The sequence below is a fragment of the Mucilaginibacter sp. NFR10 genome (assembly GCF_900100445.1).
GTDB classification, from domain to species: domain Bacteria; phylum Bacteroidota; class Bacteroidia; order Sphingobacteriales; family Sphingobacteriaceae; genus Mucilaginibacter; species Mucilaginibacter rubeus.
The window spans coordinates 98,243-114,644 of the sequence record NZ_FMTV01000006.1; the positions used below are offsets into that span (position 1 = coordinate 98,243).

Consider the following 16,402-nt stretch of genomic DNA (forward strand, 5'->3'; position numbering starts at 1 on the left):
AATCAAAAAATCAATCGGTGTAATCCTAAAAAGAAAAAATCAACGAAATCATCGTAATCAAAAAATCAACGGTCAGCCTTCCAGCATAAAAACAAAAAGCTCTTTAGGGCCGTGGGCGCCTAATACCAGTGTTTTCTCAATGTCAGCGGTACGGCTTGGGCCGGTTACCGTGCTGATCATGGATGGCAGTTGGTTGCCATATTTGGTTTTGATGAGTTTAAAACCATCTTTCAAGTCCATAACCATTTGCGAAGTATAAGCCAGTACAATATGCACCGATGGATAGATGCTTAACCTTCTGCCAGCCATGTTACCGTTTGAAAGCAAAATACTGCCGTTACGGGCAATCAAAGCCTCGCAAAGGGTAAACCCAACTTCGGCTTGTTCAAAATCTTTATCAGTTTCGTAGTGCGGGTATTCAAACTGGTTCAGGATCTCCCGCAACTTAGGTTCCCAACAGTAAATTTTGTGCCATTTACGTTCTTCGGCAAGGGTAAGCAGGTTTTCAATAAATTGCAGCTCATCCTCACAAAAAACAAACTGGCCTGCTACGTTGGTAAACTGTTCGGCGAAGACTACCTCGGGCATTTCATCCGTTGCAGGATAAAGGGGCTGGTCTTCCAGTTGAGGGTATGGGTTATCCCTTTTCTCCAAAAGTGCTTTCCTGATTTTTTTAAGCAGTTTTTCTTTTGATGTAGTGATATCCCTCATGGCTAAAAAAGAAAAGCCACCAGCTTTGCCGGTGGCTTTGTATTATAATTTAAAAATTAAAGTTTCGGATCTTCGCTTTCTATTCTTGAAAGTTCAGGATTAGTCAGCGAGTCTGGAATAGCATTGTTATCCACATCCGGATTTAACGCGGCTTCACCGTTTACAAACTTATCATAAGTTGTGCGCTCGTCAAACGGACGCTTACCCAAAATTTCTTCCAGATCACTTTGGAAAAGAACTTCTTTTTCCAATAGTTTCTGAGCTATCTTTTCAAGGCCATCACGTTTAGCATTCAGCAAGTCTTTGGTTTTTTGATAAACCACATCAACCAGCTTTCGTACTTCAGCGTCAATCATTTCGGCAGTAGTATCTGAGTATGGTTTGTTAAACTGGTACTCGCCCTGCGGATCATAGAATGATACATTACCAACACTATCGTTCATACCATAAATTTTGGTCATGGCATAAGCAAGTTTTGTGATACGCTCCAAATCGCTCAGTGCACCGGTAGAAATTTTACCGAAAACGATGTCCTCGGCAACACGACCGCCCATAGATACACTCATTTCGTCAAGCAATTGCTCGGTAGTGTACAAAAACTGCTCTTTTGGCAGATATTGGGCATAACCTAACGCAGCGACGCCACGAGGCACAATTGATACCTTAACCAAAGGATCGGCATGTTCAAGGAACCAGCCTGCAATAGCGTGACCAGCTTCGTGGTAAGCAACAATGCGTTTCTCTTCAGGAGAGATGATTTTGTTTTTCTTCTCTAAACCACCAATAACACGGTCGATAGCATCCTGGAAATCGGTCATATCAACCGCCTCTTTGTTTTTACGGGCAGCAATCAGCGCAGCTTCGTTACAAACGTTGGCAATTTCGGCACCCGCGAAACCCGGGGTTTGTGCCGATAGTTTTTTAGCATCAACACCATCAGATAATTTGATAGGTTTCAGGTGAACTTTGAAGATCTGCTCACGACCAATCAAATCCGGTTTATCGATAGATACCTGCCTGTCAAAACGGCCCGGACGCAATAGCGCTGAATCCAGTACATCCGGACGGTTGGTTGCAGCTAAGATGATAATACCCGAATCGGTACCAAAACCATCCATTTCAACCAGTAACTGGTTCAGGGTGTTTTCGCGCTCATCGTTACCACCTACAATATTGTTTTTACCACGGGCACGACCGATAGCATCAATCTCATCGATAAAGATGATGCATGGCGCTTTATCTTTTGCCTGGCGGAACAGATCACGTACGCGTGATGCACCCACACCTACAAACATCTCCACAAAGTCTGATCCTGAAAGGGAGAAGAAAGGCACCTGAGCTTCGCCTGCAACAGCTTTGGCCAATAAGGTTTTACCGGTACCCGGCGAGCCTACCAACAGCGCGCCTTTAGGAATTTTACCACCCAGGTTAGTATACTTCTTAGGGTTTTTAAGGAAATCGACAATTTCCATTACCTCCTGCTTGGCTTCTTCCAAACCGGCAACATCATTAAATGTAACGGTTACCTGGGCTTCTTTATCAAACAGGGTAGCTTTTGACTTACCGATGTTAAAGATCTGGCCGCCCGGGCCACCGCCCGAACCACCGCTCATCCTGCGCATGATAAAGATCCATACACCGGCAAACAATATCACCATAATAACGCCTTGTACCAACCAGTTTGATAACAGGCTTTCATGGCCCTGCTCAAATTGTAAAGATACTTTTTGGTCATCAGGTACATCTTTTTGAGCATCGGCAATAGACTTTTTCAGGCTCTCATATGAGGCATCTGTAAAAGTAAACTGTGGACCACTGTTGGTACTGGTATTAAAAAAGTTTTTGTCTTTAGATATGTTACTGGCAAAATATGGCTTTGACAAGCTTTGTTGTTTGATGTAAACATCTGCCATTACTAGGTCGCCGCTTTTATAAGCTACAATTTTTTGAACATCATTTGTACGAAGCATGTTTGCCTCAAATTCCTGGAAAGTAACCGGTTTGCCCGATCCGCCGTTTAACAAGGCCGGAATCAATAAAAAGGCCAAAATAACAATACCATATAGCCACATGATATTAAATTTGGGCGGTTTTGGTGAGGGCTTCTTGTTCACAATTTTACGGATAGGTCTTGGATTTTCTGATTTAGAATCTTTAATATCTTTCATTTCTTTTTACGAGCTCAAACTTACAATCTATAATTTAAATTTTACGCGGTAACAGTAAGACTATGCGTTGAGCCTTTTTGTGACGGATGTTTATGCACTTTTATAATATTTAATATCTGCATCGCCCCACAAATCTTCCACTCCATAAAACTCACGTTTATCGGTCCTGAACACGTGGATCACAACATCCACATAATCAAGCAGTATCCACTCGCCATACTCAAAACCCTCTTTGCGCCAGGGCTCGGTTTGGGTGGCTTTGAAAATTTCATCCTCAATGCTATTTGCTATAGCTTTTACCTGTGTCGACGAATCAGCATGACAGATCACGAAATAATCTGATACCGAACTGAATATATTACGAAGGTCTAACCTAATAATATCATTGCCTTTTTTTTCCTGGATACCATGTATTGCCAACTCTGAAATATAGGCAGATTCACTTAACACTTTGTTTTTTACCATCAAAAAGAATTAGTTTTGAACGTTTTTGAGTATAAAATTATTACACTTTGCAAAATAACATATTTTCAGGATTATTTGTTGGTCAAAATTTAGTAACAATTAAACAAGTTGACTCAACAAATAGTTTTCTTAAAAATCTACTGTCAAATTCCAAGCCAGTACCCGAAGGTACGGTCATTATGGCAGAAGAGCAGTACGCCGGCCGGGGCCAGCAGCAAAATACCTGGCATAGCGAACCCGGAAAAAACCTTACTTTCAGCCTTTTATTAAAACCCCATTTTTTACCCGTTGATGCCCAGTTTGATTTAAACCGTGCGGTAAGTTTAGGGGTGTATGACGCCCTGCATCTATTATTAGGTGGTGAGCTAAAAATAAAATGGCCTAATGACATTTACTATGCCGACAGGAAACTGGGTGGCATGCTCATCGAAAATACTATACAGGGCGGGCAGCTCAAAGACTCGGTTATTGGCATTGGTTTAAATATAAACCAGGAAAATTTTCCACCCGGTGCCTCAAATGCCACCTCTGTAAAACAAATCTTACAAAAGGATTATGATTTAACACTGTTATTATCGGAAATTTGCAAATACATTGAGGTATACTATCTTAAACTGAAAGCCGGGCAAATTGATTTTGTAAGGAATACTTACTTAAGCCGGCTGTACTGGTTAAACGAGGCTAAAAGTTTTGAGTCAAAGGGCAGGGTATTCAATGGCATTGTAAAAAATGTACTGCCAAATGGCTTATTGCTTATTGAAGATACTAACGGGCAACAAACGGAGTTTAACCTCAAAGAATTGAAATTTTTAAATAAATAATAACCGTAACAAACAAATGAAGAAACTATTGGTATTGGTAACCGCGCTTATCATCAGCGTTGGCGCTTACGCTCAGATCGAATCGCCGGTGAGGTGGTCATACGCGGCAAAAAAGGTAAATGACAAAGAAGCTGTTGTATTTTTAAAAGCAACCATACAAAACGGCTGGCACATTTATTCACAAACCGTAAAAGACGGCGGCCCAATAAAAACTTCATTTGATTTTACCCCATCAAAATTATATGCTGCCGTTGGCAAAACTACTGAGCCTACCCCGGTAACCAAATACGAAAAAGCATTCAGCATGAATGTTAGCTACTTTGAAAAGGAAGTTGTTTTTAGCCAAAAAATCAGTTTAAAATCACCCAAAACAACAGCAGTTACAGGTAAACTAACCTACATGACCTGTAACGATATGAAATGCCTGCCACCGGAAGATGTTGATTTCACTATCCCTTTAGGTAAATAATTCAACACACCTTAACAGTAGTCATGAAATTATTAAATAAAGGTGCTTACCTGCGCGCCGGGCTTATCACATTAATTTCCCTTATTATCTTTAACATAACCGGAGCAAACCCGGCTTATGCTGTGCAAAAAAAAGCAGCCGACACTTCTGTGTCAGCTGCCGATGTTACATTTACGGATATTCCCACTGCTGCCGATAGCTTAGCTATCAGGAAAAAGCAAGCCGATTCGGTAAAAAAGGCAGAAGCGGCAAAGGCATCAAAAGCGCCTGCTGCTGCTTCAAAAACAGCAGAAAAGCCAAAATCACTTTGGCAAATCTTTATTGAGGGGTTACTTGGCGGTTTCACCGCGGTGATTTTGCCATGTATTTATCCTTTACTGCCCTTAACCGTAAGCTTTTTCACCAAAAAAAGCGGCAGCAAGAGCAAAGCTGTTATGCAATCGCTTATATATGGGGTATCAATCATAGTAATTTATGTTACACTGGGCTTGCTGATCTCCATCATTTTTGGCTCGGATGCACTTAACGAACTGGCAACGAACGGTATATTTAATATTTTCTTCTTTTTGCTGCTCATTGTATTTGGTATTTCCTTTTTGGGCGCATTTGAAATTACACTACCAAGTTCGCTGGCTAATAAGCTGGATGCAAATTCGGATAAAGGCGGTCTTGCAGGTATCTTCTTTATGGCTTCAACATTGGTTGTTGTTTCGTTTTCCTGTACAGGCCCTATTATAGGAACATTGCTGGTTGATGCAGCCTCAAAAGGTGACCGCCTTGGCCCGGCAATGGGCATGTTCGGCTTTTCTCTGGCTTTAGCACTGCCTTTTACCATATTCGCTTTATTCCCTTCAGCACTGAAAACACTTCCGAAATCGGGCGGATGGCTTAACAGCGTTAAAGTTGTATTGGGTTTCCTTGAACTGGCATTTGCTTTGAAGTTTTTATCAAACGTTGATTTGGCTTATCACTGGAACTGGTTTGACCGGGAAATATTTTTATCGTTGTGGATAGCCATTGGCTTACTAATCGGGCTTTACCTGATTGGCAAAATCAAGTTTTCGCATGATAGCGATGTAAAATTCCTTACTATTCCGCGCACGTTCCTGGCTATAATCGTATTTGCGTTTGTTATTTACATGATCCCGGGCTTGTGGGGTGCGCCTTTAAAATCAATTAGCGCGTTTTTACCTCCCGAAGCCACTCAGGATTTCAACCTTTCAAATATTCCGGATGGTTCAGGCTCATCAGCAGCAAGTCCATCAGCGGCCATACCCGCGGGCATTGGCGAACGCAAGTATGCTGCCAACTATACCCGCATCAAAACCAAAGGGTTGGATGCATGGTATGATTATGATCAAGCTTTACAGGTATCAAAGGCCCTGCATAAACCGATACTCATTGACTTTACTGGCTTTAACTGTGTTAACTGCCGTAAAATGGAAGCTAACGTATGGTCAGATCCGCAGGTGTTTAGCCGCTTGAAAAATGATTTTATATTGCTGCAGCTGGTTGTTGACGATAAAGCCGAATTACCTGTTGCCGAACAGTTTGTATCAGATTACAGCGGTAAAAAGATCACAACGCTTGGCGGTAAATGGAGCAACCTGGAGGCACAGCGCTTCAACTCCAATTCGCAGCCATTATATGTTATGCTTAATAGTGATGGTAACTTGCTTAAAGATGCGTCGGGTGCCGAGATCCCTACATCACCTGCAAATTATGACATAGCCAGCTATCTTAAATTTTTGGATAGTGGCATAGCTGCTTACAAAAAATAGGGATCGGGTTAAAAAAATAAGTGTAAATTCGCGCAAAATTCAAATTCCGCGTTTTATTGGTTAGGCGCAGCGTTTGAATAATGAACAATATTTACAACCCTAATTAGTTATGAATAGGTTAGCCTGTTCATAACAAAACAAAAAAATGACTCAGATCAAAAATATCGGCGTTTTTACTTCAGGTGGTGATGCCCCCGGAATGAATGCTGCCATAAGGGCGGTGGTACGTGCCGCCATGTATTACGGAATTGAAGTCACGGGGATCCGCCGTGGTTACGACGGCATGGGCAAAGGTGATTTTTTTACCATGAACCGTAAATCCGTTTCAAACATTATCCAGCGTGGCGGTACAATCCTTAAAACTGCAAGGTGTGATGAGTTCAGAACACCCGAAGGTCGTAAGGCAGCATATGAGCACCTGGTAAAAAATAAAGTTGACGCATTGGTAGCCATTGGCGGCGATGGTACTTTTACCGGCGCTAAAGTTTTTGGCAGCGAGTATGATATTCCGGTGGTTGGTTTACCAGGTACAATTGACAATGACCTTGTAGGCACCGATTTTACCATTGGTTACGATACCGCCATTAATACTGTTGTTGACGCCGTTGACAAGATCAGGGATACTGCAGAATCGCACGACCGTTTATTTATTGTTGAAGTAATGGGCCGCGACTCAGGCCTGATTGCTTTACGTACAGGTATTGCTACCGGTGCCGAGGCTATCCTGATTCCCGAAAGCAAAACCGGGCTCGAAGGTTTGTTAAACCGCCTTGAATTTGGCCGTAAAGATAAAACATCGCGTATAGTAATTGTTGCCGAGGGTGAAGATGCGGGGGGCGCGTTTGAAGTGGGCAGGTTAGTGCAGGAAAAGTTCCCTAATTATGATACCCGGATCTCTATTTTAGGTCACATACAACGCGGCGGTGCGCCAAGCTGTATGGACAGGGTATTGGCAAGCCGTGTCGGCGCTGCCGCAGTTGAAGCTTTAAGAGATGGGCACCGCAACGAAATGATAGGCCTTATCAATGGTGAAATTGCTTATACCCCGTTTGAGCATGCTATTAAACACCACCAGGGCATTGATCCAAACATGATTAAACTGGTTGAAATGCTTTCTATGTAATTTAAGCTAAAACGATAAATAAAAACAGCCCCGTCTTAATCAAGCCGGGGCTATTTTATTTGGCAATAGTACTGTCAACAACAAGCCTTATCGCGGTATCAATTTCAGCACTCACAGTAAACAGGTGCGCTATGATCTCCTTGTTTTCGGGGTTAAAAAAATCTTCATGGTCCATTAAGCTGATAAGCCCAAGCATACTTGCCACAGGCCGGCGCAGCTCGTGCGAGCTTAAAGAAGCAACATTTCTTAAACGATCGTTCTGGCTCACGAGTTCTTTCTGTATTTTGAGCCTTTCGGTAATATCATGACCAAAACAACCTGCACCTATTATGTCGCCTGCAGCGGTGTAAATAGGATTAAAATTAACTTCATAATACAAACGCTGTCCATTTACCGGATCGATGCTTTCACTGATAATATCATACCTTTCTCCGCTTAAAGCACGGTTATAGTAAACAGTCCAATCGTCAATTAATTGCTTGCCAAAGCCCTGATGTTTATAGGAGTATTCACCTTTAAAAGGTTTTTGGCCCGTTAAATGAGTCACCTGCTCAACATAGGCCTGGTTCATGTACAAATAACGCAACTCCTTATCAACCGACCAGATATGGTCACGGGTATTATTGATCAATGCTTCAAGGCTGTCTTTCATATGCAAAGCCTCTTCCCGCATTTGCATTTGAGATGTAATGTCCCTGCCTATGCCCTGTATTTCAACTACCATTCCGTTATCGTCGGCGATGGATACAAACTCCCATTCGGTATCATGCAGGTTCCCATTTTTAGCAGGCTTTTTGTGAGCGAGCCTGACGATCTTGCCGGGATTATTAATACATTCCACAAAAGCCTCCTGGCACAGCTGCGCATCTTCCGGAATGGTTGTTTTTGAAAAGTGATGACCTATTATGTCAGCCTCATCATAACCGAAGGTTTTAAAAAACCTGCGGTTAGCAAAGCTAAATCTGCCATTAATATCTATCCGTACCAGGAAATTTGTTTGCGAATCAATAAGCGAATTGAGGAACTGCTCGCTCAGCCCGGGTTTGATAAAAGGGATCGGGGTACGCACACCTTCCAGGGCAGAGGTGATGTTACTTAATATGATTTTATGACCGGTGAGCCCATCAGTAGCAAATGTCCGTTTTTCGGTTAGCTGCTTTTGGCTGGCCTCCAGGTGATAAGTTATTTGGATCGACTCGTTCATAGCAAGTCCTTCAGTAAGCTGCTTTACACCGGCAAACGTTTCGGGCTTTACCAATCCAATCAAAAAATCAACATTTTGACGAAGGTGATCAGCGCCTACTTCAAAAAGGCTGTAAAAGCTTTCACTTACAAACAGGTATTTCTGTTCATCGATATCAAAAACAATTGTACAATTTCCGGTTGCAGCCGGGTTTGGGTTAAACATATAAACAAGCTGTGAATACTTAAAGATATGGCTATTTACATGATAAACAAACAACTACAATAATTTCGCTGCGACTTCCTTCCAGGTATTTACCCGCTCATAGTCGGTAAGCAGCATGTTATGCGGTGAGGTATACAGGATCTTCCGGCCATTAAACGTGGTGAAGTTTTTGATCCGGTCATCTATCATGATATCCGCGTCCAAAATCTTGTGCCCGCAAAAAATAATGTTTGTCCACGAAATAAATGGAAAATGTTCTTCCAGCCATTCCTGCTTATCCTCCAGCGAGTACTTGAACTCCATAGCGGCCGATGCTATGTACACATCGTACTTTTCGTGCAGGGCCTTCACTACTTCCTGCGCATCCGGCATTACCGGGATATCCCTGAAAAAGCCCCGTTCATTAATATAAACCCGCAAGGTTTCGCTTAAGTGCGGTGGCAGGATTTCCCTAAACTCCTTACCTTCCATATTGCCCAGGCTTATTTCTTCGCCATGCCTTTCTTTATACATGCTGATGAATTTGCCAATGGTATCGGCAATAACTTCATCCATATCAATAGCTATCCGTATTTTTCTGTTAATGCTCATGGCGGGTAAGTTCCGATTTTTTTAAATTATTGCAATGTTAAGTTTAAAAAACAGCTAAATAAACCAAACTATGTCCTACAAAAACAACCATTCACCAGTCAACCCAATCAGCCATTCACTTCAACCATAAATAATTAATTATCAACCATTTTTAATTATGATAAAAATTAATACCTTTGCATCCCCGCAGAAAGAACTCCGGGGATAATGTTGAATACATAAAAATTTACAATGGCAACTAAGATCAGACTACAAAGACACGGTAAAAAAGGCAAACCTTTTTATTATATCGTAGTAGCAGACTCACGCGCTCCACGTGATGGACGCTTCATTGAGCGTTTAGGTTCATACAACCCAAACACCAACCCCGCAACTATTGACATCAATTTCGACAAAACTTTGGATTGGGTTAACAACGGTGCCCAGCCTACCGATACTTGTCGTGCTATCCTTTCATACAAAGGTGTGCTGTACAAAAAACACTTACAAGGCGGTGTTAAAAAAGGCGCTTTAACCGAAGAGCAACTTGAAACCAAATTTGCTGAGTGGCTTGACCAGAAAGACAGCAAAATCACCGGTAAAAAAACCAGCCTTAATGTTGCTAAAGACGAAGCCCGCAAAGCTGCTTTAGCTGCTGAAGCTAAAAAGAGCGAAGAAAAAGCTGCTGCTATTGCTGCTAAAAACGCTCCTGTTGCCGAAGAAGAAGCTCCTGCAGAAGATGCAGCAACTGAAGAAACTGAAAGCGCAGAATAATTTTGAAAAAAGCGTACAGAACGCAGGAAAAGTAATTTATCTTGAATCTATACGTTTGATTTCTTAAATCCGAATAATGGCGAGGCAAACAGCTTCGCCATTATTGTTTAATTATATTTTTAAATGAAAACCGAAGAGCATTTCAGGATAGGCAGCGTCCTAAAAACCAAAGGCTTAAAGGGCGAGCTACAGATCTACGTTGATTTTGATGGCATTGAAGCCATTAAATTTAACGCGGTGTTTATTGACATTGCGGGTAAAATGATCCCTTATTTTGTATCATCAATAAAGTACCTGCAAAAAAACAACGCCTACTTAAACCTGGAAGATGTTGATACCATTGAAAAAGCATCAACCCTGGTAAAGCGGGATATCTACCTGCCAGGTAAGCTAAAACCTAAAAAGAAAAAGAGCGAATTTACCCTGAATGACGTGGAAGGCTTTATTGCTATAGATGAAACCCACGGTGAACTGGGCGAAATATTATCGGTGCAGGAATATCCCCAGCAATTGATAGCCACAGTTCAATACAAAAATAAGGAAGTACTTTTCCCGCTTAACTTAGAGATCATTAAAGGTATTGATGTTGAAGGCGGTGAGATTTACATTGACCTGCCCGAAGGGTTGCTGGATATTTACCTGGACGGTTAAGTTTGAGAGTAAAGGCTTTTAGATTAAAGAAATAAGATTCCCTCATGCCCGTCTCACGGGCATTTTTTTTTAACGGAATTTTAAAAAATACTTGTCAAAAATATTTGACATTTGTAAAGTTTATTTTACTTTTGGTAAGCCAAACTTTACAATTATGAAATCACGCTTTTTATTTCCGCATTATTGTCGGCTAATCGGTTACTTGTGTTTTGTCATAGATATATTAAAAGCCGTTGCTTTAAAATTTATTTATCCCCAGGGCTTCGCCCAAACAGGAGATACTCCCAATATCTGGATGAATATCACAAACGACTTTAATATTATCATCGTTATCATCGGATTATTGCTTATAGCTTTCTCCAAAGAAAAAGATGAAGATGAGCATATTTCACAGCTGCGATTGGACTCATTACAATGGGCGATATATGTAAACTATTGCCTTTTTCTGATCTTAGTCGTTTTGATACATGGCTTTAAATTTCTCGAAATTGTAGCCTACAATGTCATTACTCCTTTGATATTCTTTATCATCCGGTTTAGATGGAAGGTTTTTTTATTAAATAGAAGCCTCGCAAAAGAATCAAATTAAACTATACTTGATTCAATAAGAAAAATTCAGAATACAGCCATCCTGTGTTTCGAGCAAACTTTACAATCATGAAATCACACTTCTTATTTCCGCACTGGTTTAGATATTTGGGACTTGCACTTTTCCTGATCCATATCCCCATCGTAATGTTTAAAAAAGAGATGGGCTTTAGCATGCATGAAGAACCTGTAAGCGACGACCTGTTTAACAGCCATCATATCTTTTTCATGACTACCACACTGCTCATGGCCATAGGTTTATTCTTTATCGCTTTCGCAAAAGAACGCATTGAAGACGAACAGATCTTTAAACTCCGGCTCGACTCATTGCAATGGGCCATTTATGTAAATTATATACTTTTGGTTGTGAGTTTAATATTAAGTAAAGACACCGAACATATTTTGTTTTTAAATTTATTGGTACCGCTTGTGTTTTTCATTGTGCGTTTCAGGTGGAAAATTTTTCAGAACAACCGCCTCATCAATAAGGAAGAGGGGCAGGCATGAAAAATAACATTAGGGTTGAGCGCGCCATCAAAAACATAACCCAGGCCGAGCTTGCAGAGCTTATCGGGGTGTCGCGGCAAACCATCAATACCATCGAAAGCAACAGGTACGTGCCATCTACCGTGCTGGCTTTAAAAATAGCCCGTGTATTTGGCAAACCTGTTGAAGATATTTTTTCGTTAGACGAAGAGGATTAATTAAACCAATATAACCATGGCAACAAAACCAAGCTTCGCACCGCAGTTAGCCATTCCGCATGGTGTAACCGATATCAGCTTTTACATTAAAGCTTTGGGCGCGGTAGAACTCAGGCGTTTTAGCAATGATGATGGCAGCATCCATGTATCGGAGCTTTCGATAGACGGAACTATTTTTCACCTGCATGAAGAAACCGAACGAACGGCTGTGCTTTGCCCCGATACTACAAAGGCTACCACTGTAACCATCGGTCTTTTTGTTGATGATGTGCATGCTGTGATGGAAGCTGCGAGGCAGGCAGGCGCAACAATAGCTTCGGAAGTAACAGATTGGGACTATGGTTACCGCCAGGGTGACTTTATTGACCCTTTCGGGCATCGGTGGATGATTGAGAAGGTGATATAGTTGATATAGAAGCAAGCAACAAGAATCAAGAGACAAGATAAAAAGCACCATTATGGCAAAGCAACCCACCTGCGGCAACGGCAAAATATGCTATATCGAAATCCCAGCCATCGATATCAAGATATCGTCAAAATTTTTTGCAACTGTTTTCGGCTGGCATATCCGTACGGATAATCACGGCTCCGCCTCGTTTGATGACGGCGTAGGCGAAGTAAGCGGCATGTGGGTAACTGGCCGCGAACCGATGGGCAAAGCTGGGTTATTGATCTCCATTATGGTTGATGATGCAGAAGCAACACTTAAACTGATAGAGGCCAATGGGGGTATCATTGTTCAACCCATTGGTAAGGATTTTCCGGAAATTACCGCACATTTTACTGATCCGGCGGGTAATTTATGGGGAATTTATCAGCATAGAGGATAACTCATAGAAGCAAGACTGCAAGACTCAGGAATCAAGACAATTTCGGAGAGAGGACATTTTTCAGTAATCTTGCATCCTGATTCTTTTATCCTGAGTCTGAAGAAAATATGCGTTTCGATATCATCTCTGTATTGCCCAGTTTGCTTGAAAGCCCTTTTGCACATTCTATTTTACAGCGTGCACAGAAAAAGGGGATTTCTGAAATTGTTGTTCATAACCTGAGGGATTATGCCACCAATAAGCAAAAAAGCGTGGATGATTATCCTTACGGTGGAGGCAGCGGTATGGTGATGACCATTCCACCTTTTGCGGCATGCATCGAAAAGCTAAAATCAGAGCGTGATTATGACGAGATCATCTTCATGTCGCCCGATGGCGAAACCCTCAATCAGGCTATCGCTAACCAGCTTTCCATCAAAAAAAATATCATTATCCTTTGCGGTCATTACAAAGGTATCGATCAACGCATCCGCGACATTTACGTTACCCGTGAGATCTCGATAGGCGATTATGTACTTTCGGGCGGCGAACTGCCCGCCGCCGTACTGGTTGATGCCGTAGTAAGGCTAATCCCCGGCGTGTTGAGTGATGAAACATCCGCATTATCTGATTCATTCCAGGATGACCTGCTGGATGCCCCTGTTTATACCCGTCCGGCCGACTGGAACGGCCACAAGGTCCCCGAAATACTTTTAGGAGGCAACACACCCGAAATAGAAAAATGGCGCCACGAGCAGGCATTAGAGCGTACGAAAGCACGACGGCCGGATCTTTTGGATAAAGATTAAACAGCCGTTTCTTTAAACTTAAGGCTCATTTTTGGAAGTTTATCAATAGTACAGGCTATCCAAAAAAGCAGTATCGGCACCACAACATCCAATTGCCTCACGTAAGCACTTGCAAAGCCGCTAAGCAAAAAGTAAACCGTAAAAAGCAGCATTGTTAGTTTAACCGGATAGATGATCTGCTTTCGGTTAATTACACTTATGACTAAACAAATAACGGAAGCCCACAAAAGCAAGGATCCTGTAATAATGTTGCTTATTGTTTGAGTAACCTGGTAGGTATATGAATAAGGAAAATCAAAAAGCATTCGCGAGATGTTGTAGAAGTAATTTTTTACAAATTTTTTAGGTGCGGATTTAATATTCCTGATTGCCGCTTTTTTAAAAAGCTCATCCTGCTCAACACCTTGATGCGCCATGATAAAAGATATTTCTTTGGCATGATTTGCTTGCAGCAGCGAATCGCCTTCGGTTGATTTAAACGGCATCGGGAGTATGGAGTTAGACAGATAGGGAGCCTTCCAGTCGCCATATTCCAAATCATAAGGCGAACTCATCCAGTACAAACTCATCCCTCCGGAATTTCCCCAGTAAAAAATCTTTCCGGTAAGGTGTTGGGTATAGGAAAGATAGGGCACTGTAGTAAGCAAGGCTATAGCGAAGATATATACCGCATTAATACAAGATATTCTTATCGCCTTTATGATACTTAACAGCAAACAGATAATCAAACAAAGCAATATTACATAACCGAAAATGATTTTGGTTAAGGCCAGGAAACCAATCAGAAAACCTGAAAGTACAAGGTATATTGTTTTATGCTTCACAAAATACAAGGTGACGCTGTATACAATACTTACTATTAAAAATGAAGTAAAAACTTCAGTATAAATAGCGGGTAAAAACTGGTAAAGATTAATATAAAATGCCCATATAACGGCAAATAGCATCGCCAGTTTTTCCTTGACCATATACCGCAGGGCCTGATAAAAAAACACTACCGACAGATAAAAGAAAAGCGCGTTTAATAAGGGATACCAAATAACCGGCAAATGCAACGCGGCACAAGGCATAAGTACAACAGGATAACCCGGGCCACTCCATAAATTGATATCAGGCGCGGGGGGCGAATAAAAACCATGAATTAAGTTAGATGCAAAACCTACGTACCTGGGCTCATCGCCATACAACACAGGATATTTAAATTTCAATACACGATAAACGTAATAAACAAGGAACGGTGAAAACAGGAAATAGGGGTTTTGCTTTACATTAAAACGCATATGATATGGCATGTATCAATGATACCAATTTATAGCCTATCTCCGGATATAATTATTCAAAATTCAACGCTTTGTTAAAACATAGCGGTTATATTAACACTGTGTTTTTCCTTAAATTAGATTGCAACCAAATAATGCTCACTGCATTATAATGGCGTTGCAGCTATGAACCCTAACCACACCGAAGCCCAGCTTATTGAACAATGCCGAACCAGCCCGACTGCTTTCGGGCAGGTGTTCGACCGTTGGTATAAACCGGTATTCGGCTACATTATGCGTCGCTGTGGGGATTATGACCTGGCAAGGGATATCGCAGCCGAAACTTTCCTAAAAGCTTTTTTGAAGATAGGTTCATTTAAATGGAGGGGGATAGGCCTGTCGTCATGGCTTTACCGCATTGCCACCAATGAGCTTAATCAGTATTACCGCAGCAGTAAATACAAACCGGAATCGTTACAGCAACTGCTGGAAAACCCGCAGATGGAAAAGCTGCTGCATGACCATGCCGGCAACGAGCGCGAGATGATGGAGCAGGAACTGAAAGCTTACAATGATTACAACCAGATCCGTCAAAACCTGCTTAAGCTTGATATTAAATACCAGGAAGTTATTTCCTTAAGATATTTTGAACAGAAAACAAATACCGAGATCAGCGAGATCCTGGATAAAAATGAAGGCACGGTAAAATCGTTGCTTTCGCGCGGGCTGGAGAAATTAAGAAACATGCTTTAAGCACTGCAACCAAAACCAATTAATGCATTATAAGGGTAATTAACATGAAAGATCAAGAAGAATTTTTAAAGCGAATGGAAAATTTAAAAGTACCCGATGTAAACCCATCCCAACACCAGGACATGGTGAAAATGGCCATCATGAACGCCGGGCGTTCGGCAGCCCTGGGATTATGGCTGGTGATAGTGCCCTGCTACTTTTTGCTGTGCGTATTCATGTATTATCACTTCCACATTAATGCAAACTGGTTTAGTTCCATGTTCAGCGTGATGGTACAGCTGGAACAGGTGCCCTATATCGATTATATCGGCCCGTTGGTATTATTCATCCTGCCTGTTGTTTGCATAGTTATCAACCTGCTTTCCATTATTCATGTACAGGTTCGGCCAATAGATCCCGACAGGCGCAAAATAAAAGAGCTCAATATCAGTATCAGGTTAAAACTGTGGAACATTGTATTGATCCTCATCAGCCTTGCCATCGTGTTCGCGTTCATCAATTTCGCCATGACAGAAAACATCTCCATCAAAAACTAATCA

At 41.6% G+C, this 16,402-nt stretch carries 20 protein-coding genes; 14 read left to right on the top strand and 6 right to left on the bottom strand.

All coding sequences use genetic code 11. From position 1 onward, the window contains the following. Positions 1–72 precede the first annotated feature (72 nt). The 3 genes from BLP33_RS19440 to rsfS all read right to left on the bottom strand — a co-directional run bounded on the left by BLP33_RS19440 (position 73) and on the right by rsfS (position 3,344). Positions 73–711, bottom strand: a complete 639-nt coding sequence (locus tag BLP33_RS19440) for a LutC/YkgG family protein (RefSeq protein WP_090532228.1) — start codon at positions 709–711, stop codon at positions 73–75. Between the two features lie 56 nt (positions 712–767). Beyond that, positions 768–2,879 carry an ATP-dependent zinc metalloprotease FtsH gene (ftsH, locus tag BLP33_RS19445; RefSeq protein ID WP_090532230.1) on the bottom strand — a complete coding sequence of 704 codons (2,112 nt, stop codon included), beginning with the start codon at positions 2,877–2,879 and terminating at the stop codon, positions 768–770. Between the two features lie 90 nt (positions 2,880–2,969). Then, on the bottom strand, positions 2,970–3,344 hold the full coding sequence (gene rsfS / locus BLP33_RS19450; RefSeq protein ID WP_090532232.1) for a ribosome silencing factor: 375 nt from the start codon (positions 3,342–3,344) through the stop codon (positions 2,970–2,972). A gap of 47 nt (positions 3,345–3,391) precedes the next feature. On the opposite strand from rsfS, the gene BLP33_RS19455 reads away from it, so the two are divergent. From BLP33_RS19455 to pfkA, 4 genes are all read left to right on the top strand, one after another. Then, the gene (locus tag BLP33_RS19455; RefSeq protein ID WP_090532234.1) at positions 3,392–4,165 is read left to right on the top strand and encodes a biotin--[acetyl-CoA-carboxylase] ligase; all 774 of its coding nucleotides are present in this window, start codon (positions 3,392–3,394) and stop codon (positions 4,163–4,165) included. Positions 4,166–4,181: 16 nt separating this feature from the next. Beyond that, complete coding sequence (locus tag BLP33_RS19460; protein WP_090532236.1) at positions 4,182–4,634, top strand: protein-disulfide reductase DsbD domain-containing protein; 453 nt, start codon at positions 4,182–4,184, stop codon at positions 4,632–4,634. A 23-nt stretch (positions 4,635–4,657) separates the two neighbouring features. Further along, positions 4,658–6,415 carry a protein-disulfide reductase DsbD family protein gene (locus BLP33_RS19465; RefSeq protein WP_090532238.1) on the top strand — a complete coding sequence of 586 codons (1,758 nt, stop codon included), beginning with the start codon at positions 4,658–4,660 and terminating at the stop codon, positions 6,413–6,415. A 145-nt stretch (positions 6,416–6,560) separates the two neighbouring features. Further along, the gene (gene pfkA, locus BLP33_RS19470; RefSeq protein WP_090532241.1) at positions 6,561–7,538 is read left to right on the top strand and encodes a 6-phosphofructokinase; all 978 of its coding nucleotides are present in this window, start codon (positions 6,561–6,563) and stop codon (positions 7,536–7,538) included. A gap of 55 nt (positions 7,539–7,593) precedes the next feature. On the opposite strand, the gene BLP33_RS19475 is transcribed toward pfkA, so the two are convergent. Together BLP33_RS19475 and BLP33_RS19480 are read right to left on the bottom strand one after the other, a co-directional pair. Next, positions 7,594–8,946: a PAS domain S-box protein gene (locus BLP33_RS19475; protein ID WP_139160024.1), complete on the bottom strand. Its 1,353-nt coding sequence runs from the start codon at positions 8,944–8,946 to the stop codon at positions 7,594–7,596. A gap of 54 nt (positions 8,947–9,000) precedes the next feature. Then, complete coding sequence (locus BLP33_RS19480; protein ID WP_090532244.1) at positions 9,001–9,537, bottom strand: 5' nucleotidase, NT5C type; 537 nt, start codon at positions 9,535–9,537, stop codon at positions 9,001–9,003. Between the two features lie 231 nt (positions 9,538–9,768). On the opposite strand from BLP33_RS19480, the gene BLP33_RS19485 reads away from it, so the two are divergent. The 8 genes from BLP33_RS19485 to trmD all read left to right on the top strand — a co-directional run bounded on the left by BLP33_RS19485 (position 9,769) and on the right by trmD (position 13,851). Further along, positions 9,769–10,290 (top strand): 30S ribosomal protein S16, encoded by a 522-nt coding sequence (locus tag BLP33_RS19485; RefSeq protein WP_090532249.1) that lies wholly within the window; start codon positions 9,769–9,771, stop codon positions 10,288–10,290. A 123-nt stretch (positions 10,291–10,413) separates the two neighbouring features. Then, positions 10,414–10,941: a ribosome maturation factor RimM gene (rimM, locus tag BLP33_RS19490; protein ID WP_090532251.1), complete on the top strand. Its 528-nt coding sequence runs from the start codon at positions 10,414–10,416 to the stop codon at positions 10,939–10,941. A gap of 154 nt (positions 10,942–11,095) precedes the next feature. Beyond that, positions 11,096–11,530: a hypothetical protein gene (locus BLP33_RS19495; RefSeq protein WP_090532254.1), complete on the top strand. Its 435-nt coding sequence runs from the start codon at positions 11,096–11,098 to the stop codon at positions 11,528–11,530. Positions 11,531–11,598: 68 nt separating this feature from the next. Further along, a complete protein-coding gene (locus tag BLP33_RS19500) occupies positions 11,599–12,036 on the top strand; it encodes a hypothetical protein (protein WP_090532257.1) in 438 nt (145 codons plus the stop codon). Next, positions 12,033–12,233, top strand: coding sequence for a helix-turn-helix transcriptional regulator (locus BLP33_RS19505; protein WP_090532259.1), 201 nt, complete (start codon positions 12,033–12,035; stop codon positions 12,231–12,233). The genes BLP33_RS19500 and BLP33_RS19505 overlap by 4 nt, the downstream gene beginning before the upstream one ends. A gap of 16 nt (positions 12,234–12,249) precedes the next feature. Beyond that, positions 12,250–12,639 carry a VOC family protein gene (locus BLP33_RS19510; RefSeq protein ID WP_090532262.1) on the top strand — a complete coding sequence of 130 codons (390 nt, stop codon included), beginning with the start codon at positions 12,250–12,252 and terminating at the stop codon, positions 12,637–12,639. Positions 12,640–12,691: 52 nt separating this feature from the next. Further along, the gene (locus BLP33_RS19515) at positions 12,692–13,063 is read left to right on the top strand and encodes a VOC family protein (RefSeq protein WP_090532264.1); all 372 of its coding nucleotides are present in this window, start codon (positions 12,692–12,694) and stop codon (positions 13,061–13,063) included. Positions 13,064–13,170: 107 nt separating this feature from the next. Next, positions 13,171–13,851, top strand: coding sequence for a tRNA (guanosine(37)-N1)-methyltransferase TrmD (gene trmD, locus BLP33_RS19520; protein ID WP_090532266.1), 681 nt, complete (start codon positions 13,171–13,173; stop codon positions 13,849–13,851). Here the strand turns inward: trmD and BLP33_RS19525 are convergent. Beyond that, complete coding sequence (locus BLP33_RS19525) at positions 13,848–15,143, bottom strand: hypothetical protein (RefSeq protein WP_139160025.1); 1,296 nt, start codon at positions 15,141–15,143, stop codon at positions 13,848–13,850. The genes trmD and BLP33_RS19525 overlap by 4 nt on opposite strands. Positions 15,144–15,296: 153 nt before the next feature. Here BLP33_RS19525 and BLP33_RS19530 point away from each other — a divergent pair, with 153 nt between their 5' ends. Next, positions 15,297–15,863: an RNA polymerase sigma factor gene (locus tag BLP33_RS19530; RefSeq protein ID WP_090532270.1), complete on the top strand. Its 567-nt coding sequence runs from the start codon at positions 15,297–15,299 to the stop codon at positions 15,861–15,863. A 44-nt stretch (positions 15,864–15,907) separates the two neighbouring features. Then, complete coding sequence (locus BLP33_RS19535) at positions 15,908–16,399, top strand: hypothetical protein (RefSeq protein WP_139160026.1); 492 nt, start codon at positions 15,908–15,910, stop codon at positions 16,397–16,399. Positions 16,400–16,402: the final 3 nt, after the last annotated feature.